This window comes from Streptomyces sp. NPDC041713 (assembly GCF_055591085.1).
In genome coordinates this window covers 1-20785 of the sequence record NZ_JBVIZY010000024.1, presented here as the reverse complement: position 1 = coordinate 20785, position 20785 = coordinate 1, and the positions used below count along the sequence as shown (strand labels likewise).

General features: G+C 71.3%; 21 protein-coding genes and 1 riboswitch. Of the genes, 12 read left to right on the top strand and 9 right to left on the bottom strand.

The features are described from left to right. Window positions 1-157: 157 nt before the first annotated feature. On the bottom strand, window positions 158-1102 hold the full coding sequence (locus ACZ6CV_RS36665) for a LysR substrate-binding domain-containing protein (protein WP_469256188.1): 945 nt from the start codon (window positions 1100-1102) through the stop codon (window positions 158-160). A gap of 121 nt (window positions 1103-1223) precedes the next feature. Between ACZ6CV_RS36665 and ACZ6CV_RS36660 the strand changes: the two genes are divergently transcribed. After that, a complete protein-coding gene (locus ACZ6CV_RS36660) occupies window positions 1224-2624 on the top strand; it encodes an aspartate aminotransferase family protein (RefSeq protein ID WP_469256186.1) in 1401 nt (466 codons plus the stop codon). 42 nt (window positions 2625-2666) lie between these two features. Here the strand turns inward: ACZ6CV_RS36660 and ACZ6CV_RS36655 are convergent, their stop codons facing one another. After that, window positions 2667-3581, bottom strand: a complete 915-nt coding sequence (locus ACZ6CV_RS36655; RefSeq protein WP_469256184.1) for an MBL fold metallo-hydrolase — start codon at window positions 3579-3581, stop codon at window positions 2667-2669. A gap of 336 nt (window positions 3582-3917) precedes the next feature. Here ACZ6CV_RS36655 and ACZ6CV_RS36650 point away from each other — a divergent pair, with 336 nt between their 5' ends. The 6 genes from ACZ6CV_RS36650 to ACZ6CV_RS36625 all read left to right on the top strand — a co-directional run bounded on the left by ACZ6CV_RS36650 (window position 3918) and on the right by ACZ6CV_RS36625 (window position 8489). After that, window positions 3918-4190, top strand: a complete 273-nt coding sequence (locus tag ACZ6CV_RS36650; protein ID WP_469256183.1) for a hypothetical protein — start codon at window positions 3918-3920, stop codon at window positions 4188-4190. Next, window positions 4177-5574, top strand: coding sequence for an amidase (locus tag ACZ6CV_RS36645; RefSeq protein WP_469256181.1), 1398 nt, complete (start codon window positions 4177-4179; stop codon window positions 5572-5574). The genes ACZ6CV_RS36650 and ACZ6CV_RS36645 overlap by 14 nt, the downstream gene beginning before the upstream one ends. Before the next feature lie 92 nt (window positions 5575-5666). Then, window positions 5667-6209, top strand: a complete 543-nt coding sequence (locus ACZ6CV_RS36640) for a TetR/AcrR family transcriptional regulator (RefSeq protein WP_469256203.1) — start codon at window positions 5667-5669, stop codon at window positions 6207-6209. A 106-nt stretch (window positions 6210-6315) separates the two neighbouring features. Further along, window positions 6316-6768: a hemerythrin domain-containing protein gene (locus ACZ6CV_RS36635; protein ID WP_469256179.1), complete on the top strand. Its 453-nt coding sequence runs from the start codon at window positions 6316-6318 to the stop codon at window positions 6766-6768. A 146-nt stretch (window positions 6769-6914) separates the two neighbouring features. After that, window positions 6915-7667 carry an MgtC/SapB family protein gene (locus ACZ6CV_RS36630; RefSeq protein ID WP_469256177.1) on the top strand — a complete coding sequence of 251 codons (753 nt, stop codon included), beginning with the start codon at window positions 6915-6917 and terminating at the stop codon, window positions 7665-7667. 126 nt (window positions 7668-7793) lie between these two features. Beyond that, entirely contained in the window at window positions 7794-8489 is a 696-nt protein-coding gene (locus ACZ6CV_RS36625; RefSeq protein WP_469256175.1) for a ribonuclease H family protein, read from the top strand. 201 nt (window positions 8490-8690) lie between these two features. On the opposite strand, the gene ACZ6CV_RS36620 is transcribed toward ACZ6CV_RS36625, so the two are convergent. From ACZ6CV_RS36620 to ACZ6CV_RS36600, 5 genes are all read right to left on the bottom strand, one after another. After that, window positions 8691-9017, bottom strand: coding sequence for a MerR family transcriptional regulator (locus ACZ6CV_RS36620; protein WP_469256173.1), 327 nt, complete (start codon window positions 9015-9017; stop codon window positions 8691-8693). Between the two features lie 751 nt (window positions 9018-9768). Beyond that, on the bottom strand, window positions 9769-10173 hold the full coding sequence (locus tag ACZ6CV_RS36615) for a rodlin (protein ID WP_469256171.1): 405 nt from the start codon (window positions 10171-10173) through the stop codon (window positions 9769-9771). Between the two features lie 221 nt (window positions 10174-10394). Next, a complete protein-coding gene (locus ACZ6CV_RS36610) occupies window positions 10395-12026 on the bottom strand; it encodes a phytoene desaturase family protein (RefSeq protein WP_469256169.1) in 1632 nt (543 codons plus the stop codon). A gap of 75 nt (window positions 12027-12101) precedes the next feature. Next, the gene (locus ACZ6CV_RS36605; protein ID WP_469256167.1) at window positions 12102-12560 is read right to left on the bottom strand and encodes an SRPBCC family protein; all 459 of its coding nucleotides are present in this window, start codon (window positions 12558-12560) and stop codon (window positions 12102-12104) included. A 246-nt stretch (window positions 12561-12806) separates the two neighbouring features. Continuing rightward, window positions 12807-13535: a transglycosylase SLT domain-containing protein gene (locus tag ACZ6CV_RS36600; RefSeq protein WP_469256165.1), complete on the bottom strand. Its 729-nt coding sequence runs from the start codon at window positions 13533-13535 to the stop codon at window positions 12807-12809. A 2-nt stretch (window positions 13536-13537) separates the two neighbouring features. Beyond that, a riboswitch (cyclic di-AMP (ydaO/yuaA leader) is annotated at window positions 13538-13700 on the bottom strand. 856 nt (window positions 13701-14556) lie between these two features. On the opposite strand from ACZ6CV_RS36600, the gene ACZ6CV_RS36595 reads away from it, so the two are divergent. Both ACZ6CV_RS36595 and ACZ6CV_RS36590 read left to right on the top strand, forming a co-directional pair. After that, window positions 14557-15033 (top strand): SRPBCC family protein, encoded by a 477-nt coding sequence (locus ACZ6CV_RS36595; RefSeq protein WP_469256163.1) that lies wholly within the window; start codon window positions 14557-14559, stop codon window positions 15031-15033. 339 nt (window positions 15034-15372) lie between these two features. Next, a complete protein-coding gene (locus ACZ6CV_RS36590; protein WP_469256161.1) occupies window positions 15373-16038 on the top strand; it encodes a hypothetical protein in 666 nt (221 codons plus the stop codon). Between the two features lie 236 nt (window positions 16039-16274). Here ACZ6CV_RS36590 and ACZ6CV_RS36585 read toward each other — a convergent pair whose 3' ends face one another. Next, window positions 16275-17183, bottom strand: coding sequence for a squalene/phytoene synthase family protein (locus ACZ6CV_RS36585; RefSeq protein ID WP_469256159.1), 909 nt, complete (start codon window positions 17181-17183; stop codon window positions 16275-16277). A gap of 285 nt (window positions 17184-17468) precedes the next feature. Here ACZ6CV_RS36585 and ACZ6CV_RS36580 point away from each other — a divergent pair, with 285 nt between their 5' ends. After that, window positions 17469-17723 carry a hypothetical protein gene (locus tag ACZ6CV_RS36580; protein WP_362377268.1) on the top strand — a complete coding sequence of 85 codons (255 nt, stop codon included), beginning with the start codon at window positions 17469-17471 and terminating at the stop codon, window positions 17721-17723. Window positions 17724-17886: 163 nt separating this feature from the next. On the opposite strand, the gene ACZ6CV_RS36575 is transcribed toward ACZ6CV_RS36580, so the two are convergent. Beyond that, on the bottom strand, window positions 17887-18501 hold the full coding sequence (locus ACZ6CV_RS36575) for a class I SAM-dependent methyltransferase (protein WP_469256158.1): 615 nt from the start codon (window positions 18499-18501) through the stop codon (window positions 17887-17889). A gap of 367 nt (window positions 18502-18868) precedes the next feature. Here ACZ6CV_RS36575 and ACZ6CV_RS36570 point away from each other — a divergent pair, with 367 nt between their 5' ends. Together ACZ6CV_RS36570 and ACZ6CV_RS36565 are read left to right on the top strand one after the other, a co-directional pair. Further along, complete coding sequence (locus ACZ6CV_RS36570) at window positions 18869-19501, top strand: SH3 domain-containing protein (RefSeq protein ID WP_469256156.1); 633 nt, start codon at window positions 18869-18871, stop codon at window positions 19499-19501. A 448-nt stretch (window positions 19502-19949) separates the two neighbouring features. Beyond that, window positions 19950-20519: a transcriptional regulator gene (locus ACZ6CV_RS36565; RefSeq protein ID WP_469256154.1), complete on the top strand. Its 570-nt coding sequence runs from the start codon at window positions 19950-19952 to the stop codon at window positions 20517-20519. Window positions 20520-20785: the final 266 nt, after the last annotated feature.

Below are 20785 nucleotides of genomic sequence, written 5' to 3'. Positions count from 1 at the left end.
GACGAGAACTGGTTCGCCCGAACCCCGGACGTCCACGTCGGTCGGCTGCGCGGCGAACTCGGCGCTCGCCGCACGGGATCGAGACGGATCGAGACGGTCCGCGGCGTGGGCTGGAGCCTCCTCGTCCCGGCCGCACCGGCCGCACCGGCCGCGCCGGTCACGGTGACTGCGGCTGCGGCGGGGGTGTCGCGGTGGGCGGCGGAGCGGTGGCCGGCGGGCCCGGCTGGGAGCGCAGGGCGTCCAGGACGGTGCGTACCGCCGCGCGTGGGGGCGTGCCGCGGCGGGTCGCGGCGGTGATGGTGCGGGTCACGGGTGCGGCGAGCTCGCGGGTGGCGACCCGGTAGCGGGCGTCGACGGCGAGGGCGGGCAGCAGCGCGAGGGACAGGCCGGCCTCGACGTGCTGCAGCGCCATCATGTAGTTGCTGAAGCGGCCCACCACCCGTGGCTCGAAGCGGGCCTGGCGGCACAGCCGCAGCGCGAGCCCGGCCATGTAGGTGTGCGGCATGTCGAACGTCCACGGCTCGTCGGCGAAGGCGGCCAGCTCCGCGGCGCCGCGTTGGGCGGCGGGGTGGCAGGGCGGCAGGACCAGCAGGACCGGGTCGGTGGCCAGCGGCAGGAGATCGAGGTCGGGGCCCAGCGGCAGCTCGCCGAAGTCGGTGGTGGTGATGATGACGTCGACCTCGCCCATCCGCAGCGCCGGCATGCTCTCGTGCGGCTCCAGCTGCACTATCTCGACGTCCAGGTGCGGATGGGCCCGCGCCAGGCGGCACACGGCCGGCACGGCCAGGGTGTGGATCGCGCTCTGGAAGCTGCCCAGCCGCACCGTGCCGGTCGGTTCCTGCCCGAAGCCGCGCAGTTCCGCCTCGACGCCGTCCATCTGGTCCAGGAGCGCCCGCGCCCGCCGCGCCAGGATCAGCCCGGCGGAGGTGAGCCGCACCCGGCGCCCGGTGCGCTCCAGCAGCTGCGTGCGCGTCTCGCTCTCCAGGACGGCCAGTTGCTGGGAGACGCTGGAGGGGCTCAGGTGCGTGGCCCGGGCGACCGCGCGGACGGTGCCCAGCGTGTCCAGCCGGCTCAGCAGATGCAGCCTCCAGGGATTCAGCACGCCCCCATTGTCGTCTCCGGCGGGCCCGGCCGGCAGGGCCCGTGCTGTACGCCTCAGCCGCACAGCACGGCCACAAAGACCCGATGGACGCGGCATCACGGCGCGAACTACCGTCCCGCACATGGCAGTTGACAGACCCGCCCCACCCGCAGCCGCCTCCCACCCCGACCCCGCCCGCCCCACCGCCTCCCGCCCCGGCCCTTGCGGTGCCGATGCCGTGCGTACCGGCGCCTTCTGGGCCGACGCCGAGCGTCACCTGGTGCGCTACGGCGTCGAGTTCACCCCCGAGGTCATCGCCCGCGCCGCCGGGAGCTTCGTGTTCACCGAGGACGGCCGCCGAATCCTGGACTTCACCTCCGGCCAGATGAGCGCGATCCTGGGCCACTGCCACCCGCGGATCGTGGCCACCGTACGGCGCCAGGTGGCCGCCCTGGACCACCTCTACAGCGGCATGCTCAGCCGCCCGGTCATCGACCTGGCCCGGCGGCTGGCCGCGACGCTGCCCGCCCCGCTGGAGCGGACGCTGCTGCTGAGCACCGGCGCGGAGTCCAACGAGGCGGCACTGCGGATGGCCAGGCTCGTCACCGGCCGGTACGAGGTGGTCTCCTTCGCCCGCTCCTGGCACGGCATGACCCAGGGGGCCGCATCGGCCACCTACAGCGCGGGCCGCAAGGGTTACGGTCCGGGCGCGCCCGGCAACTTCGCCATCCCGGTGCCCGCAGCCCACCGGCCCGGGGCCGCCCCCGCCGGCCGGGCGTCGGGCTGGCGCCGTCAGCTGGATGCCGCCTTCGACCTGATCGACGCGCAGTCGACCGGCAGTCTGGCCGCGTGCCTGGTCGAGCCGATCCTCAGCTCGGGCGGCGTCATCGAGCCGCCGCCGGGCTACTTCGCCGCCCTGCACGCCAAGTGCCGTGAACGCGGCATGCTGCTGATCCTCGACGAGGCACAGACCGGGCTGTGCCGCACCGGCACCTGGTACGCCTTCGAGCGCGACGGCGTCGTCCCGGACATCCTCACGCTGTCCAAGACGCTCGGCGCGGGGCTGCCGCTGGCCGCGGTGGTCACAAGCGCCGAGATCGAGCAGGAGGCGCACGCGCGGGGGTTCTTGTTCTTCACCACGCATGTCGCCGACCCGCTGGTGGCCGCGGTCGGCACCACCGTCCTGGACGTGCTGGCCGAGGAGGAGCTCGACGCCCGCGCGCGGCAGCTGGGCGCGCTGCTGCGCGCGGGCCTGGAGGAGCTCGCCGGCCGCCACCGGGTCGTCGGCGACATCCGCGGCCGCGGTCTGCTGATGGGCCTGGAACTGCTCACCGGCCGCGAGGAGCGGCAGGGTGCGGACGTGCTGGGCGCCCGGGTCACCCGGCGCTGTCTGGAGCTGGGCCTGCACATGAACATCGTCCAACTGCCGGGCATGGGCGGGGTGTTCCGGATCGCGCCGCCGCTGACGGCCGGCGAGGAGGAGCTGGCGCTCGGCCTGGAGATCCTGGACCAGGCACTGGGCGAGGCCTGCGCCACCCTGTGAACACCCTGGGAACGGCCCCCGCCGCGCCCCGGTGTGCCCTGCTTAGCGGGTGCGGGGCCGGCGGGTGGGCGGTACGGGGGTGAGGCGGTAGGTGTCCTGGTGGGCTGCGACCCGGCCGGCGGTGGGGTCGGGGAAGTGGGTGCCGAGCAGGAGGGTGTCGGTGCCGGCGAGGCAGGAGAGCAGGGCGCGGCGTGAGGCCTCGGCCTGGCGGGGGTCGGTGTCGACGCAGCTTCCCAGGTGGGGGTGGGGGAGCTGGACGGGGTGGTGGATGAGGTCGCCGGTGATGACCGCGCTGTGTCCGCGGCTGTCCAGCTGGACGGCGAGGTGGCCGGGGGTGTGCCCGGGGGTGGGCAGCACGCGCAGGCCGGGGGCGATGCCGAGGCCGCGCTCGGGGACGTCGAGGAGGTCGAGCAGTCCGGCGTCCTCGACGGGGTGCACGGAGTCGCGGAACATCTGCCGCCGCGGTGCGTCCATGCTCTGCGCGGCCCAGTACTCCCGTTCCGTGCGGGAGGCCAGGTAGCGGGCGTTGGGGAAGGTGGGCACCCAAGTCCCGCCTGCTTCACGGGTGTTCCAGCCGACGTGGTCGGTGTGCAGGTGGGTGAGGACGACCAAATCGACCGTGTCCGGGGTGAATCCGGCCTCGGCCAGGCGGGTGAGGTAGTCGGTGCGCAGGCGGTGCCAGGCGGGGTTGGCGCGCGTCTTGCCGTTGCCGATGCCGGTGTCGACCAGGACCCGCAGGGCTCCCACCGTGAGCGCGAAGCTGTGGCTGTCCAGGCGCAGGGTGCCCTCGTGGTCGGCGAAGTCGGGGCTCAGCCAGTCCTGCCGGGAGATGAGGCCGGGGGTGGCGCCGGGCAGCAGCCAGGGCCCGGTCCCGGGCGGCAGGGGCGTCTCGTCGATGCGGTGGACGGTGATGTCGCCGACGCTCCAGTGCGGGGTGGTGAGGGGGGAGGTCTGCATGTCTGGGGTCCTTTCCCGGGGGCCGGCGCCGTGCGGGCCCCCGGCGTGCGGGCCGGCGGCCGCGGATCCGGGGCTCCGTCGCACCCCGCCCCGCTAAAAGCTAAGCGTTTGCGTTAAGTGAGCGTAGGTCCTACCGTGGCCTAACGCAAACATTTAGCTTTTGGTTGGGAGCGGGGCGGACGGTGAGGGCGCCGCGTAAGCGGTACGGGGGGCACGCGCCACCCCGTACCCCCGTACCGCACCACCCCCAACTTCCGCCCCCGAGAACCCTGTTCACTTCGCCCCCCGAGAACCCCGACCGCTCCATGCCACCCCCGGCCTGCAGGAGAGCCCCGCATGTCCGCCGCCGAAGCACCCACCCCACCCGCCGCCGAACAACCCACCCCACCCGAGGCCGCAGAGCTCACGCCCCCCGAGGCCGCCCGCTGGGCGGCACGTGCCGGGCTGTCGCTGCCCGAGGACCGTCACCGCGCGGTCGCCGCCACCGCCGAGCACATTCATTCCGTCGTCGCCGTCCTGCGCGAACTGGACTTCGCCGAAACCCCGCCCGCCCACCACCACGCGGACCAGAAGCACCACGCGGACCAGGAGCACCATGCAGCCGTATGAACTCACCCTCACCGCCGCCGCGTCGGCGATCCGGGCCCGCCGGCTCTCGCCCGTGGAACTGGTGGACTCCGTCCTGGAACGCATCGAGCAGAGTCAGCCCGCCCTGAACGCCTACGTCACCGTCACCGCGGAGCGGGCACGCGGCGCGGCACGCCGGGCCGCGGACGAAGCGGCGGCCGGCCGCTTCAGGGGGCCGCTGCACGGCATCCCCGTGGCCCTGAAGGACCTCATCGACGTCGCGGGCCTTGCGACCACGGCGAGCTCCCGGGTCCGCGCCGGGCACCGGGCGGAGACCGACAGCACCGTCGCCGCCCGCCTGGCCGAGGCCGGCACCGCCCTGCTGGGCAAGACCCACACCCACGAGTTCGCCTACGGACTGACCACGCCCCAGACCGCCAACGCCTGGGACCGGGGCCGGGTGGCCGGCGGCTCCAGCGGCGGCTCGGCCGTCGCCGTCGCCGCCGGCGCGGCACCCTTCGCCCTGGGCACCGACACCGGGGGATCGATCCGCGTACCGGCCGCGCTGAACGGCGTCGTCGGCCTCAAGCCCACCTACGGCCTGGTGCCCCGGCACGGCGTGACGTCCCTGTCGTGGACGCTGGACCACGTCGGCCCCCTGGCCCGCACGGTCCAGGACGCGGCCCTGGCCCTGACCGTCCTGGCCGGCCACGACCCCCGCGACCCCGCGGCCCTGCCCCTGCCGCCCGCGGATTACCGGCCCGCCCCCGGCACCGACCTGAGCGCGGTGCGTATCGGGGTCCCGCGCACCTACTACTTCGACCACGTCGACCCCGACGTCGAGCGGGCCGTCCGCGCGGCCATCGCCCACCTGCAGAGCCTCGGCGCGACCCTCGTCGACGTCGACATCCCCATGACCCGCTACATCCAGGCCACCCAGTGGGGCCTGATGGTCCCCGAGGCGAGCGCCTACCACGAACAGTGGCTGTGCTCGGTCCCCGAACGCTACGGACCCGACATCCGCGTCCTGCTGGAGGCCGGCGCCCTGATGCCGGCCGCCGACTACCTGCGCGCCCAGCGCGCCCGCACCCTGATGCGCCGGGCCTGGCTGGAGCTGCTGGAGCAGGTCGACGTGGTCGCCGCCCCCACCGTGCCCCTGACCGCCGTGCCCGCCGGCCAGCAGACGCTGACCTGGCCCGACGGCACTCACGAGAGCGTCTCCGACGCCTACGTACGCCTGTGTGCTCCCGCCGACATCACCGGCCTGCCGGCGCTGTCCCTGCCCGTCGGCCGCGACCGCGCCGGCCTGCCCATCGGCATGCAGCTGCTCGGCCGCCCCCGCGCCGATGCGGACCTGCTGCGCGTGGGCCACGCCTACGAACAGACGGCCCCCCAGCCCGCCCTGCCCGCGGCCCTCACCCCCTGAAAGGCCCTGCCACCCGCAGGCCCGCGGCCAGGAGCGCGCGTGCTGCCGCAGACCGGATCCGTTTTAAGGTGAGGCCCGTGAGCCGTAGACCGATGGCACGCCCCGGCGGCCGCAGCGCCCGCGTCCAGGAAGCAGTGCACGCCGCCGTCCGCGAACTGGCGGCGGAGGTGGGCCGCGACGCCCTGACGGTTCCCCAGATCGCCGCCCGCGCCGAGGTCACCCCCTCGACCGTCTACCGCCGCTGGGGCGATCTGCAGGCACTCCTGTCGGACGTGGCGGTGGAGCGGCTGCGCCCCGAGACACCCCCGCAGGACCTCGGGGACCTGGCGGGCGACCTGCACGCCTGGGCCGAGCAGTTCCTCGACGAGATGTCCTCACCGGCGGGCCGCGCCTACATCCGCGACGCGCTGCTGGGCGACGCGGACGGCACCAACGCCGGCCAGTGCTCGGCCTACGCCGCCGAGCAGATCGACGTCATCCGCGCCCGCGCGGCCGGCCGCGGGCAGAGCGCGCCGGACACCGAGACGGTCCTGGACCACGTCGTCGCCCCGATGATGTACCGGATCCTCTTCCGCCCCGGCGGCCTGGACACCGCCTACGCGCGCCGCCTGGTCAACGGCGTCCTGAGAGCCTGAGAACCCCGCCCGGCCGCCGTCGGTGCGCCCGCGCGCGGGTGAAGGCCGCCGCCGTATGTGCGTGGCGCGGCGCCGGGGGAGGGGGCCGCTGCCTACAAACGGCTCCATGTGCCATTACTGCGGTTGCCGGGAGATCCCCCTGATCAAGGAGTTCATCGCCGAACACGAGCGGGTCACCGACGCCGCGGGAGACGCGCTGCGCGCCCTGCGCCAGGGGGAGATTGTCCGCGCCCAGGCGCTGGTGGAGGTGATGGCCGGCGAACTGCGGGCGCACTGGAGGGGAGAGGAGAACGGCCTGTTCGCGGTGATGCGCACCGACCCCGAGTACGCGCACTACATCCAGGCTCTGGAGCGCGAACACCGCGAACTGGAGGCCCTGTTGCCCGCCCTGGACCTGTCCGACCCCGCCGACGTAGCCACCCTCACCGAGGCCGTCGGGGAACTGCACCGCCACATCGCCAAGGAGGAGGACGGCCTCTTCCCGGCCTCCCTCACCGCCCTCGACGGCGAGCAGTGGAACCGCTCCATGGCGGCCTGGCGCGAGGCCCACCCGGCCTGACGCCCGCTCCACCGGCCATGTGCCGGCCCCGGTGCCGGCCGGGCGGAGCCCCGGGTGCGCCGGCCCCAAATCCCCGTACACCCCGCACGGTTGCCCCACCCCGCGCCGCTGCCCGCCCCCGCCGCCCGGAGTGGAACAATTGGGGCATGTTGTCGACCGGTGAGGCCCTGCACTCCAACGCCGCCCCCCTCTTCGATACCGGTGCGGGGCAGGGCGCCCGCCAGTTCGCCGAACTGGGCCTGGCCCTCGTGCTGTCCCTGCTGATCGGGGTGGAGCGCGAGGCCCGCCAGAAAAGCGCGGGCATGCGCACGCACACCCTGGTCGGGGTGGGCAGCGCCCTGTTCATGGAAGTCTCCGTGCACGGCTTCGGCGCCGCCGCCCACATGGGGCAGGTCTCCCTGGACCCCTCGCGGGTGGCCGCGCAGATCGTCTCCGGGATCGGCTTCATCGGCGGCGGCCTGATCTTCGTCAAACGCGACGCGGTGCAGGGCCTCACCACGGCGGCCACCATCTGGCTGGCCTGCGGCATCGGCATGGCGTGCGGCGGCGGGCTGCCGCTGCTGGGCGCCGCGGCCACCGCCGTGCACTTCCTCGTGGTGCGCGGGCTGCCCCACCTCACGGACCGCATCCCGCGCACCCCCCGGCCAAGGGAGCTGGAGCTCACCCTCGCCTACGACACCGCGCAGGGCCTGCTGGGCCGGGTCCTCGAGCTGACCACGCATGCGGGCTTCCGGGTGGAGGCGGTACGCGTGCTGCGCGACGAGGCGCCGCCGGGCCGGGCCTGGGTGCGCCTGCGGCTGGCGGGCACGGCGCAGCCCCACCGCCTGGTGGCCGACCTGGCGCGCCTGGAGGGGGTCAGCGAGGTCGGCCTGGGCGCGGCGACGGAGGCCACCGAATGACCGCGGGCCCGGGCGGCGGCGAGAGGCCCGCACTGCTCCGGGCGGTGAGAGCACCGCAGGGACACCAGGCGGGCGGGGCGGGGCGGGGTGGGCGGCCGGGGGCGCGGCGGATGAAATCATCGGGGCATGCCTGACTTGATCATTGCCGCCTGTGACGGAGCGGCGAAGAAGAACCCCGGGCCCGCCGCATGGGCCTGGGTCGTCGCCGACGCCGAGGCCCGCCCGCTGCGCTGGGAGGCCGGCCCGCTGGGCCACGCCACGAACAACGTCGCCGAACTGACCGCGCTGGCCCAGCTGTTGGAGGCCACCGACCCGGACGTGCCGCTCCAGGTGCGGATGGACAGCCAGTACGCCATGAACGCGGTCACCCAGTGGATCGCCTCCTGGAAGCGCAACGGATGGCTGACCGCGGCCAAGAAGCCGGTCGCCAACAAGGACCTCGTCGTACGCATCGACGCGCTGCTGCAGGGCCGTGCCGTGACGTTCCGCCACGTGGCCGCCCACCAGGTGGACGGCGATCACCTCAACGCGATCGCCGACGTCGCGGCCAGCGACGCCGCCACGACCCAGGAGCCCGCGGGCACCGCCCACGGCGCGACGGCCATCCCCGAGCCCCGCGCGGACCGCACCACCGCCGCCCCCGCGCCCCGCGCCTCCAAGAAGGCGGCGGGCCGGGCGGGCAAGAGCGGCTCGGGCGCGGTCATCAAGGCCAAGTTCCCCGGCCGCTGCCACTGCACGAAGAGCTACGAGGCGGGGGAGAAGATCGCCAAGAACGCGCACGGCTGGGGCCACGTCGAGTGCCGGGAGACGGCCGGCGTCTGACACGGCCCGCCACACCCGCCCGGCCCCTTTGCCCCTTTTCCGGCCGGGAGGCGCCAAGAGCCCGGCCCCCACGCGCAGGGGACGGGCTCTTCGTCTCTCGAACGGTGCGCCATGCGGAAGGCGTTGTCGTACGCCCTCGTGGTGGACGTGCCTTCTCCCGGGGCGGCCGCCCCGTCCGCCGGGAAGGGGCGCCGTGGTCCCTCAGGTGGGAGCGGCTTGGGTGCGCAGTTCCTCGTTGATGCGCTGGGCCTCCTCGAGTTGGTCCTCGAGGATGACGATGCGGCAGGCGGCCTCGACGGGGGTGCCCTGGTCCACGAGTTCGCGGGCGCGGGCGGCGATCCGCAGCTGGTAGCGGGAGTAGCGGCGGTGGCCGCCCTCGGAGCGCAGGGGGGTGATCAGCCGGTGTTCGCCGAGGGCGCGCAGGAAGGCGGGGGTGGCGCCGAGCATCTCGGCGGCCCGGCCCATGGTGTAGGCGGGATAGTCGTCGTCGTCGAGCTTGTCGACGGGGCTGGTACTGCGAGGGGGCATAGACCTCTTCTTTCAGGGACGCGTCGAGGGGCCCGGATGCCGTACGGCACCCGGGCCCCGAGCTTTCAACACCATCTACCGGCCGACTGCGCCGGTCTCATTTTTCCGCGGGTCCGCCTGGGAGAGCGGAGGCGCGGGGATCGCGGTTGCGTGACCGGGGACCACCTTCCAATCCGGGGCCTGCGGTACCCGGGCGAACGTGCCTGCCTGCCCGGGCGATCCTGATGGCGTCTGCTCCTTACCTCACTCGGTTACTTGTTACTTGTTGCTGTGTTCCTCGTACTGCTGGATACCGCGGGTACTGCGCGCGGCCCCTGGGGCCGCTCGGCCCGGCAGCCAGCCTCGGGACCCCACCATTTCCGGCCCCGACGCTCCACTGCCGTTCCGCCTCCTGCTTGACCTGCTGTCCTGCTTGACCTGCATGCACGGCAGTTCGCCTCTGCCGTGCCCTCTTCGACTTCGTGGGTACGAGAAAACAGTAACCCCACGACGAGCCAATGTCTACTGTCACCGATACAGATTTCCTCCACGGGCGAATCGGGCACTTCTGCGCCGCCCACTCCCGGAAGGCTGCCGCCCGGACAGCAGCCCGAGCAGCCCCCGGCCAGAACCCCGAACAGCCCGCCCCGGCCCGCGGCGACCGGATCGCCGGCGGAACGCACTGCGGGCACAGACCGCCCTTCGGCGTCCTGTGCCCGCAGCTGGTGCGCTGCGCGGGGCCGGGCGGTGCCGGCACGCGCAGCGCGTGGGATCAGTGGTTGTTCGTGCCGTTGCCCGAGAGCGCCGGGATGTCGCTGAGGAGGTGCGAGAGCGGCTCGTCCTCCTTGGCCTGCGTGGAGTTCTCCACACACTGCTGGTTCTGCGGCGCCGAGAGGATGGGGATGTCCTGAACGGCGATCGGCACGAGACCGACGAGGGAGCCCACGTTCGCCTTGACCGGCACGCCGGCGCAGAGCTTGTTCAGCGAGCCACCGACCAGGTGCGCCTGCGGACTCAGATTCCCCTCGCTGGCGCTGTTGCCGAACGCCTGCTCGGCACCGTTGCCGCTCGCGCTCTGCGTGCCGGTGTCGTCGCCGATGGCGGCGGCGCTTCCGGCGCTGCCGGCCAGGGCAAGCGCGGCAAGGCTCAGGGCAAGGGGGAGATTACGGGTACGCATGTCACTCCAGTACAGAAACGTCAGTTGCCGGAAGAGGCCAGTACATCCGCCAATGCCCCAGGTAGGGGGCTATTCGCCCGTTAGTGGAGTGTCGGCGGAGCGGAGCTGACGCCGCCGCCCCGCACCCGCCCGCTCCCGGCCTGTTCACCAGCCCCAGCGGACCACCGAGCACGTACGGAGGCGGCACCGGAGCCCGCTGCAGAACCCCGCCGGTGTCCCCTTCAGGACCCGCCGGTGCGCCCGCCCTTCCGGTCCCGCCGGTCGAGGGCCCGCTGGGCGCGGCTGAGCAAGTCGGAGGGGCTCCGCACGCGCAGGGCGGCGCGCGCGGCGTTGGCGCCGGGCGCGCCGTGGACGCCGCCGCCGGGGTGGGCGGCGGCGGAGGCGAGGAAGAGCCCGGGCACCGGCGTCTCGGGCCGGCCGGTGCCCGGGGTGGGGCGGAACACCAGCTGCTGGTGCATCGCGGTGGTGCCGTTGTTGATCGCACCGCCGTGCAGGTTGGCGTCCAGTGCCTCGAGGGTGGTGGGCGCGAGCAGCCGCCGGGAGCGGATCGTGGAGCGGAAGCCCGGCGCCCACCGCTCGACCTCGGCCTCCATCCGGTCGGCCATGACCTCCTGCTCGCGCCGGTCCCAGAGCCCGCTCAGGCCCTCCTCGCCCGCATCACCCTTGATCCGGTGCGGGATGTGGGTGTACGCCCAGGCCGACTCGGTGCCGGCCGGGGAGCGCGAGGCATCGGCCGTGGTCATCTGGCCGAACAGCAGGAAGGGCCGGTCGGGCACCTGGCCCATGGCGATCTGCGCGGCGAAACGGGTGAGCCCGTCGACACCGTCGGCCAGATGGACCGTCCCCGCCCGCCCGGCCTCCGGCGCGCTCCAGGGCACCGGCCCCGACAGCGCCCAGTCGACCTTGAAGGTGGCGAAGTCCCACTGGAACCGCTCCAGATCGCGCAGCAGCCGCCCCGGCAGGTGCCGGGCATCGACCAGGTGCCCGTACAGGGCGGGAGCGGACACGTCGGCCAGCACGGCACGCGAGGCGGCGACCGCCTCGCCGGCGGCGGTGCGCACGCCTACGGCCCGCCCGCCGCGCACGACGATCTCCTGGACCCGCTCGCCGCAGCGCAGCACCCCGCCGCGCCGCTCCAGACGCCGCACCAGGGCCGCGGTGAGCGCGCCGGCCCCGCCGACGGGGACGGGAAAGCCGTGGCTCTGGCCGAGCATCGACATCAGCCAGCCGAAGCCGCCGCTGCCCGCCGACTCGGGGGAGAGGTCCGCGTGCAGCGCGTTGCCCGCCAGCAGCAGCCGGCCCGCCTCGCCGCGGAACTCCTCCTCGCCCAGGCGCCGGGCGGGCAGCAGCAGCGTGCGGGCCAGCCGGAGTCCGCCCGCGGCGCGTAGCCGGGCGGCGATACGGGCCGCGGACCGTACGGGAGGGAAGGGGGTGAACAGGGCACCGAGGATGTCCGGGCCCAGGCGCTCCCAGATGTCGTGGAGATCGAGCCAGGCATCCCCGTCCCCGCCGGCGAAGGCCTCCAGCCCGGCCGCGGTGTCCTGCCCGCCCCGCTCCAGGACCGCGCACCGCCCGTCGGGCAGCGGGTGCGCCAGCACGCTGGGGGCATGGCTCCAGGCCAGCCCCTCCTCGTGGAGCCGCAGGCCCGCAAGAACGGGGGAGGCGGCGGCCAGCGGGTAGAAGGCGCTGAACAGGTCGCTGACGTAGTCGGGGTAGACACCGCGGTCGCTGCGCACGGCGCCGCCGGGCTCGGGCTGCTCCTCGAGGACCTCCACGCTCCATCCGGCGTCGGCCAGGAGATTGGCGGCGACGAGGCCGTTGGGGCCCGCGCCGATCACTACCGCGTCCGGCATGAGCGCCTCCTGCTTCCCTCGCGTCGCCCAGCCCGCCGTGCGGGCGGGCCGGTGAGATGGCCGGCGGGCGGGGATTCAGTGCGCCGCACGGGCCGGCCGGCGCGGGGAGTGCTCGACGACGTCGGCCAGGCGGGCGAGCATGGCGCGGTGGCGCACCTGGATCAGGACGTCGACGGCCGCGGAGTGCAGCAGCCCGCCCGGGCCGCGCAGCGGATGCTCGTCCAGGATCACCAGCGTGTGCTCGCCCCAGGGCCGTACGTCGATGGAGATGCGCGCGGTGCCCAGCCGGCCGCTGTCGACCTCCAGCTCCAGCAGGCGGGGAGCCTCGCACCGGCGCACGATGGTGTGCCCCGACAGCTCCCACGGCCCCAGCCGCACGGTGTACTCGATACGCGATCCCGTCTGCGGCCACGCGTCGTCGACGGGCTTGGACTCGTGGGTGCCGACCACCCACTCGCCATAACGGGTGCCGTCCTCCAGGACCGCCCAGACATCGCGCGGCGGGCGTTCGATCAGTCGGTGCCGTACAGCCATGATGCGTTCCCGTCCGTCATCGTCGGTTGACCCGTGACCGACCGGGTGCCCGGCCGCCGCAGACTCACCCCTTCATCACACCAGCCATCGGCCCCACCCGCCGCCTGCCGCACCCCGACCGGGTACCCGCCCCCGCCCTCGGCGACGCCTGCGCGGGGCCGGGACATGCCCGAGCCCCGGCACGCGGGGGGTGTGCCGGGGCTCGGGGCGGGAGCGGGGGAGGGGAGAGGGTGCTCCCGGTGGCTCCTAGTAGGGGCCGTTGACGTTGTCGATCGAGCCGTACCGGTCGGCCGCGTAGTTGCAGGCGGCGGTGATGTTGGCGACCGGGTCGTAGCTGTCCGTGGAGGTGCCGGGCAGGTGGTAGGCGTCGAAGGTGGGGCCGATGACCTGCAGGAGTCCCTTGGAGGGCGTGCCGGCGACGGCGTTGGAGTCCCAGTTGTTGATGGCCATCGGGTTGCCGGAGGACTCGCGCATGACGTTGCGGTGGATGCCCTCGTAGGAGGCGGGGATGCCGTGCTGGGCCAGGATGTCGAGCGACTCCCTGATCCACCCGTCGAGGTTGTTGGCGTAGGTCTTCTTCGCCGGGGCGACGGCGGGCTGGGCGGCCGCCTTATCGCGCGCGGAGCGGTCGGCGCGCTGGGCCGGCTCGGAGCCCTTGCCCGCGAGGGTGAGCTTGACTCCGGGGCGTATGAGCTGCGGGTTGCCGCCCAGGACGCCGCGGTTGTCCTCGTAGAGCTTCTTCCAGCCGCCGCTGACGGAGTGGTCCTTGGCGATCTTGGAGAGGGAGTCGCCCGCGGCGACGACGTAGGTGCCGGGGGCCGCGGCGGGCTTGACGGCCGGAGCGGCCTGCGCCGCGCTCGCGCCGGTCGCGCCGAGCACCGGGAGGACGAGCACGGCCCCGCCCGTGCCGGCGGCGGCGATGCCCCGGTGCAGCGAGCTGGACTTGGGACGGCGGTGCTTTCCCTTTGCGGGCATGACGAATTCCTCTCCGTCGCCTGCGAGGTGAGCTGTCGGGTTCGGACGGGAGATGTCCGGTCGCACTGCATGCGACTTCACCCCGAGCCATGCCGGAATCCCGGAACGGCGCTTACCTGGGTCCCCCGCTCCTGCCGTGCGTAAGTGAGTGGGTGGGAAGGGCTTCCGGGCAGCGGCAGGATTCGGCGTTCAGCCCGGGATTGACGGTGACGTTAAGCGAGAAAGCCCGGACGGAACAAGGCAAGAATTCGAAAGACGAATACGTGGCCCCGCCCCCCGGCCCCGGGAGCGGCCCCGCACGCAAAGATCGAATAACTCAACTTTCTTTCCCCGGAACGGAAATGCGCACAACGGCGCCTCCCGGCACCACGCACCCCGACGTGACACATTTCACGGAACGAAGCACGGGAAAAGTGACTCACGACCGCACCGGTGCCGGTCATTCCACCGGATATACCTGCGATGAGTACAGAACTCCCCGTACGCCTCCAAGGCGACCAATTCACACGAAACTGGGCAACACAAAAAGGTAACTTTCCCCCCAAATCAGGCATAAGGCGTACGGTGTTGAGCCGGTCACATCCGCGCGCGCGAGTCCCGCACTCCCCGGCCCCAGGGCTGGACCAACCAACCCGGCACCCACCTCAACTCGCCCAGAGAACAGAGATAAGGGGACCGGAAGAGCCCACCTGAGCAGGCGACAGAAAGAAAAGAGACGAAGAGAATGAACGAGGTTGGAGAAGGCCGATCAAAGACAGAACGAAGAGCGCGCCGGACAATGCCGCATTCCGCGCCCGAAGGTGACGTACTGTCGGGAACAAAGCAGAGAGGCCGAACTCACCTGCACCCGGGTCGCGTTGTGACAAATTCACTCGCCTCCCGTCGACCGACGCCGGCCGATTGGCCCCGTACCGCCCGTAACAGCAAGGCGAGTTGACGAAAACCGGCCCCTGGCCAACGCGCCCCCCCAGAGCCCGCCCCTGCGGACGAAAACCTGAAGCACGCCCTGGAAGGAACAGCGATGAACAAGCCCGCCTACGTCTACACCATCTACATCGACACCACCCCCGAAAAGCTCTGGGAGGGACTGACCACCCCCGAATTCCTGAAGCAGTACCACGGCGGCTGGGCACCCTCCTCCGACTGGAAGGTCGGCTCCAAGGTGCTGTGGCCCGTCGAGGACGGCGGCGAACCCCAGGACCTCGGCCAGGTCGTCACCGAGTCACAGCCCGGCAGGCGACTCGCCTACACCTGGCACACGCTGCAGCCGATGCACCAGGAAATGTTCGGCATGAGCGACGAGGACTTCGCCGAGGCGGCCAAGGAACGCTCCAAGGTCACCTTCGACATCGAACCGGCCGAAGACCCGGCCCTGGGCATGAAACTGACCATCACCCACGACGGCTTCACCACACCCGACTCCAAGATGCTCGAAGGCGTCAGCGGCGGCTGGACCATGATGCTGTCGCACCTGAAGACCCTCCTCGAAAAGCCCTGACCCCTCAGACCCCAGGCCACCCGGCCGCCGTCCGATGACGGCGGCCGCCCCCGCGACAACGCCCAGGCCGGTAACTCCGGCTGCGGCCAAGAACTTTGCCCCCACGTGAAGGAACTCCACGCCGGTTCTTCCTCGCCTTGCAGATGCCGCCTGCTCATCGCACGCTCCTTTCCTGTCGCGTCCGAAATCCCTGCGGGCTGCACCCTTCTGCAGGGGGAGGGGTGGAGCCTCCTGGCCCACGCGTCGCCGATCTTGGTGCCGTAACTTATGCGTGGAAAGGACACACGCGGCCGCAAAGCTCTACCTCATCGCGTCGCCCAACCGATTGGAGAGCACGAGATGAGTGCAGGCGAGGGCAAGAGACATGGCTGGCGGTATGCCGCCGCAGCCGCCGGTGTGACGGTGGGAATGCTCGCCGTCCCGGCATGCGGAGCCGACGGCGCGCCACAGCCCGCAAAGACGCATGCCTCCCCTTCGCCCGGGGCACAGACTGAGCCAGAGTCCGACTTCAAGGGCGCCTACGTCGCCGGGTACACCGAAGGCCGCAGGGTCTACGACGAGGGCGGCAAGGGCGCGGCGGTGCGGGAAGTCGTACACGGCGGATGTACCCGCCGAGCCTTAGACGCCGACACCCACGCCCATGGGGATCGCGGTTCCTGGGTGAAGGGCTGCCGTGACGGAGTCTTGGGTGACCCGAAGAATCCACCGGCTCATCCCCTGAGTGACAAGCAAACCAATCCGGCACTTCTGCGAAACTTCCGGGCGTGGGCACGCGCCGAGGGACATGGAGCCCTGGCCCGACATGCCGACCAGCTCTTCACCGTGACACTCGTCGGCCCCGACTACGACGTCGAGATAAAGACCGACTACACCTCTCGGAGCCAGGCCAAGAATCTCGCCGGCACTTTCGAAGTCTGGTGGGACGGAGACGACGGCCACGGCATCGCGAGGAGCGTCGTCATCCTCGATGCACACAACCGGCACATCGCCATCCAGTCCCTGTGACGGAGCCTCCCGCCACGCCCGATCCGCAGGCCGGACGCTGCTGGCAGTTGCAGTCCTGACGGCCCTGGGCTGACCCGTACCGGTGCCACCCAGGACGCGACGGCCACCGACCCCGCGCGACCTGCCGCCGCGCGACGGCGCTGCACGGATAGAGCCCCCAACGACAGCCCGGCATCGACACCAGGTGCCCGACACCTGGCGCCCGGCAATAGGGGGAGCAGGGGAGGGGAGGAGCGTCACCCTCGCCCGCGCCGCCGATACTCACGCGCCAGCAGCCCCAGAGCCCTGAACGCAGCCGGCCGAGCCGAAGAGACAAGGAGCCCGGCCCCCTTCGCCCGAGCCGCCTCCGCCGTCGCCTCCTCCATCCCGATCAACGCCCGCCCCAACGCACGATGGGCGACAGGGAGATACCCGACCATCGCCCGCCCGGCACCCAGGCAGGCACACGCCTCATCGAGCTCCCGGCCGATCAGATCACCCACCCCGGCCACCTGCCGCCCCGCCACCAGATCGCCCCGCCCCACCCCGTGACGATCCAGCACACTCCGCGGAATATTGAGACGGCCGACCCGAAGATCCTCGGCCAGGTCATTCACGAAATCCAACCGCTGACTGCCGTCGATGAACGAACGGCAGGCCTTCCGATAGCCGACCGCATCCGCCGTCGGCGCGATCACATGGGCCACCACCATGAACGCCGGCAGAGAGTACGCCTCGACGTAACGCTGGTAATCCTCCTCCGTACCAAAGCCCGCAAAGTCGAGCTCGACCCCCGCGCCCTCGAGGAACTCCTCAACGAGCCCCGCCAGTTGCGGATACACCCCGCAGGTGTACGACATCGCCCGCAGCACGCCGTGCTCGCTGCGCCCCGTCACCAGCGCCTCGCCAACGTGCTTCACCCACCACTCGTACGCGGCCGACCGCTCCTCCAACGACCCACCTTGGTCCAGGAGATGGTCGGTGTGATGCATGAACGCGGTCGCCGCCACCACATGAGGCACGACAGCCCCCGGCAGCAGCAGCCGGACGGCCGCGTACTGGGCAAACCGGTACCGCGCCACCACACGCCGCTGACGCGTGAAGTCCGCGCGCAGCTGTCCGCCCCGCACCCCGGCCGCATCCAACGCGGCATCCCATGAACTCATCGATACACCCTGCCCCAAGATCACGACGACGACGTACGCCAGTGAACACACCCCACCCGCCGGTCCGCCACCGAACGGCACACCGCCCGCTGCCCGCCGGACACCAGCCGCCTGCCGCCAGCCACCGCACGCAACGGGGGCAGACCTCGTGCCCCTTCGCTTCCGCGAAGCTGCCCCCGAGTCCCTGGAACCGAGCAGAGCCCAGACACCAGGGTGGAACGGTCGGTTCACCCGACCCCTGAGCGTGACCACCTCAGAGGCGCAGAAAAGAGCAAGGAGATACCAGTGAAATCGTGGCGCACCCGTACCCGTATCGGTGTCGGTCTCGCTGTCGGAGCCGCGGCGATCACCATTCCACTGACCAGTGCCACCGCCTACGCCGCCGGACCTCCCGGCGCCGGCTGGGTGCCCGTCGGAGCCGAGGCCTACCCCTCCAAGGCGGCATGCGAGGCCTCAGAACTCCCCAACGCCAAGGCGAACGGCTACAACGAGGTGTGGTGCGACGACAGCCAGCGCATCATGCCCATCTACTACCGCTGACGACACCAGCCACCTGACCGGCCGTAACCGGCGCACACGCACAAGCACACTCACCCGCGACACAGCGCCGGCAAGGCCCGTCGCCCCGGACGGCAAGGCCCGCCACCCCGGGACACACCGCACCTGGGGCGGCGGGCCTCCCAGGCCCGGCCCAGGCCCGCAGTCAGCTGCCACCCGCCCGATGAACACTGACGGCATAACCGCCCCCCTCATAGGGATCGGCACCCCACGTCGAGAAACGATCGACGAACACCAGACCGGCCGCAGCACAATAGGCGTCGTACTCCGCCAGAGAGATACCGGGCGGCACCGGCAGATGGGCCTCATCCAGCCCAAAACCGGCGACCATGAGCCCACCAGGACGCAAAGCCGCGGCCAAACGGCCCACCACCACGGCCTCGGTACCCGCAGCAAGAAGCGGAAAGATGTTACCCGCGGCCACCACAAGATCGAAGCCCGCCGCGACCCCCGACGCAGCCAGCTCGAACGAGGCCAAGTCCGCCTGAATCCACAGGAGTTCCGGCGCCTGCCGACGCGCCACCGCCAACATGGAAGCATCCACGTCGACCCCGACACAGTCATACCCGAGCTCCGCCAGCCGGATCATGACCCGCCCCGTCCCGCACCCGGCATCCAACACCCGCGCCCCGTCAGGCACCAGCGCGGCACACAACCGCGCCTCACCATGCACGTCCCGGCCACTGCCCGCCAACGCCGCAAACCGAGCAGCGTAATCCTCCCCGGACACCCCACCGGTCAGCTCTTCCCAACGGTTCATGACGAACAGGGTAGGTGACCTGCACACAAGCACCCCCGACGCCTCTCACAGATCGGGCGGCGGCAAAGGCTTCCGCATGAGTCACCGCAGTCATCCCCCGACGCTCCGCCACACCCTGACACCTCAGAAAAACAACCGGACCGGACCAGCAGCGAGGACCCCACAATGCAAGCCTTCTCATAATCAGCTCGAACCCAGAAGTCCACATATCGAGGAATCACACAGCGTACCGGCTCCTACATTCTGGTGATTCAACGACTGCCCCACGGTGCGTAACACCCGATACCCCGCCGGACGAACCTACCTTTCCCCCAGGGCACAACTTCGGCTGCCTTGAAGGCCAGTGCCAAGAAAAGGGAGAAACGACATGATGCTTCGTAAGGCAGTGACGGGCTGCGCCACGGTCGCGCTCACTTCCGCCGTGCTCACCGGCTCCGCACAGGCGGCAACCGAGCCGCCGCCGGCCCCCGCACCGGCACCCGCGGCAGCACCGAGGGCAACAGTCACCCCAAGCACCATCCAGCGCGGAGACATGGTCACGGTCAAGGTCGCAGGAGCCCCCAAGGAATGCCGGGCGGTACAGGCGAAATCCCCCGCCTTCGAACAGACAACCGCCCTGTCCAAGAGCGGGAACCCGCCGGCCTACTCGGGCTACGCGAAGGCAAAGACCCAGGCTGCGCCCGGCGTCCAGCGGGTCACCGTCGCAGGCATCGGCTGCGGCAAGTGGGTCGCAAAGGCACAGCTCACCGTCCTCGCAGCGCCCCCCAAGACCGTCAAGGGCGTCGTCACGGCGAAGGCCGGCATCAACGTACGCCAGCGGCCGACCACCGCCTCGCGGACCACCGGCACCTACCGCAAGAACCAGGCCATCGCCCTCACCTGCAAGAAGGCCGGCCAGCCGGTCGGCGGCAACCGCACCTGGTACCAGGTGAAGACCCCGCAGGGCTGGGTCGCCGCCCGCTACGTCAAGGCATACGGAAACGTACCCAACTGCAGGTAACCACGGACCCCCGGCCCACCTGACACCCAGTCACAGGCCGTGCAACACCGAGCGGCACGTATCGATGCGACGTGCCGCTCTTCGCTCTTCGATGCTGCGCCCGGATGCTGTGGACTCATGCAGCCATCAAAGCTGCGTCATCCGGCTGGGGCACGAGAGGTGATCTTGCCGTTGGAGCACAGCTTGGCGTGCACCACACCTAGACCACCGGTCTCGCCGTACGTGATCCCGCCGCGACCGTTCCATCACTTTGCAGGAGCCAGATCGACCATGCCGCGGGGAGGCGGTACCGACTTCGGGTGGACTGGGAATCCAACGACTGAGAAGAAGAAATCCGGCACCCGAATGAACTCTCACAGAAGCACAGAGAACAGCCAACAGCCCTGCGAATACAAGGAAGTTGCGGTATTCTGGAGGAATACAGATCGCCGCGAAGGGAGCCTCGCAAGTGTCGGAAAGGACACGTGATTTCGGTCATTACGGGGCTCGCGGCATCAAGGGCAGTGACGCAGTGGCACGTCAACTCGACCAGCTCACCGATTATATCGCGACACCCATCACCGCCAAACGCGGCCTCATGGCACGTCTGCGCTACCTGACGAAATCCGAGCATGCCCGCAAGGCAGCACGCGAGGCAGGCCTAACCGTCACCGACCGCACCATTAAGGCCTGGCTGGAGGGTAAACAACGCCCCTCCAGTTCCAGTCTGAAGCAGATCGAAGCCGCCTACCGCACGGTGCGCCGCCAAAACGTGGCCCGCTATTTGCTGCGCCGGCTGAATGATGGGGGAGGGACCCGGGTGGAGATCCACCCGTTCAACCAGTCCCAGGTCGACCGCAGGTTCCAGAGGGTGCTGGAGTACCGCAGTCTCAACATTCGGCGATGGGACATGCTGATCCGGGCTTGGGCAGCAGGAGATGCCGGCGGTCTGGACGACGCGTGGGTCGATGTCATTGTGGACCTCGGGTCTCAGTGGGGGAAGTACGAATATGTTTCGGCTGTGGGATTCGCGGCGTAGAATTTATGGGGTGTCAAATTCCGCCAGGGGGACCAAAGTTGACGACTCGTCAGCTACGCGCGCGGGCCCGCTGCTTTTGCTGCGGCTTTTGTGAAAGCCGCGGAGCGGATTTCACTCTGGGATTCGCGGAGCGAATCCCAGACACACGAATTGCGGAGCAATTCGTGTGCCGGGCAACGGAGTTGCCCGGCCCCGGCCTCGCGGAGCGGGGCCGGGGTACCGCCGCGTAGCGGCGGCGCGTCGTGTCTGCGGAGCAGACCGCGCGC

Bases quoted from the DNA above. Each gene is read 5' to 3' on its own strand.
- ACZ6CV_RS36660 (WP_469256186.1), top strand. From the start codon at position 1,224: ATGGCAGTTGACAGACCCGCCCCACCCGCAGCCGCCTCCCACCCCGAC.
- ACZ6CV_RS36655 (WP_469256184.1), bottom strand. From the start codon at position 3,581: ATGCAGACCTCCCCCCTCACCACCCCGCACTGGAGCGTCGGCGACATC.
- ACZ6CV_RS36650 (WP_469256183.1), top strand. From the start codon at position 3,918: ATGTCCGCCGCCGAAGCACCCACCCCACCCGCCGCCGAACAACCCACC.
- ACZ6CV_RS36645 (WP_469256181.1), top strand. From the start codon at position 4,177: ATGCAGCCGTATGAACTCACCCTCACCGCCGCCGCGTCGGCGATCCGG.
- ACZ6CV_RS36640 (WP_469256203.1), top strand. From the start codon at position 5,667: ATGGCACGCCCCGGCGGCCGCAGCGCCCGCGTCCAGGAAGCAGTGCAC.
- ACZ6CV_RS36635 (WP_469256179.1), top strand. From the start codon at position 6,316: ATGTGCCATTACTGCGGTTGCCGGGAGATCCCCCTGATCAAGGAGTTC.
- ACZ6CV_RS36630 (WP_469256177.1), top strand. From the start codon at position 6,915: ATGTTGTCGACCGGTGAGGCCCTGCACTCCAACGCCGCCCCCCTCTTC.
- ACZ6CV_RS36625 (WP_469256175.1), top strand. From the start codon at position 7,794: ATGCCTGACTTGATCATTGCCGCCTGTGACGGAGCGGCGAAGAAGAAC.
- ACZ6CV_RS36620 (WP_469256173.1), bottom strand. From the start codon at position 9,017: ATGCCCCCTCGCAGTACCAGCCCCGTCGACAAGCTCGACGACGACGAC.
- ACZ6CV_RS36615 (WP_469256171.1), bottom strand. From the start codon at position 10,173: ATGCGTACCCGTAATCTCCCCCTTGCCCTGAGCCTTGCCGCGCTTGCC.
- ACZ6CV_RS36610 (WP_469256169.1), bottom strand. From the start codon at position 12,026: ATGCCGGACGCGGTAGTGATCGGCGCGGGCCCCAACGGCCTCGTCGCC.
- ACZ6CV_RS36605 (WP_469256167.1), bottom strand. From the start codon at position 12,560: ATGGCTGTACGGCACCGACTGATCGAACGCCCGCCGCGCGATGTCTGG.
- ACZ6CV_RS36600 (WP_469256165.1), bottom strand. From the start codon at position 13,535: ATGCCCGCAAAGGGAAAGCACCGCCGTCCCAAGTCCAGCTCGCTGCAC.
- ACZ6CV_RS36595 (WP_469256163.1), top strand. From the start codon at position 14,557: ATGAACAAGCCCGCCTACGTCTACACCATCTACATCGACACCACCCCC.
- ACZ6CV_RS36590 (WP_469256161.1), top strand. From the start codon at position 15,373: ATGAGTGCAGGCGAGGGCAAGAGACATGGCTGGCGGTATGCCGCCGCA.
- ACZ6CV_RS36585 (WP_469256159.1), bottom strand. From the start codon at position 17,183: ATGAGTTCATGGGATGCCGCGTTGGATGCGGCCGGGGTGCGGGGCGGA.
- ACZ6CV_RS36575 (WP_469256158.1), bottom strand. From the start codon at position 18,501: ATGAACCGTTGGGAAGAGCTGACCGGTGGGGTGTCCGGGGAGGATTAC.
- ACZ6CV_RS36570 (WP_469256156.1), top strand. From the start codon at position 18,869: ATGATGCTTCGTAAGGCAGTGACGGGCTGCGCCACGGTCGCGCTCACT.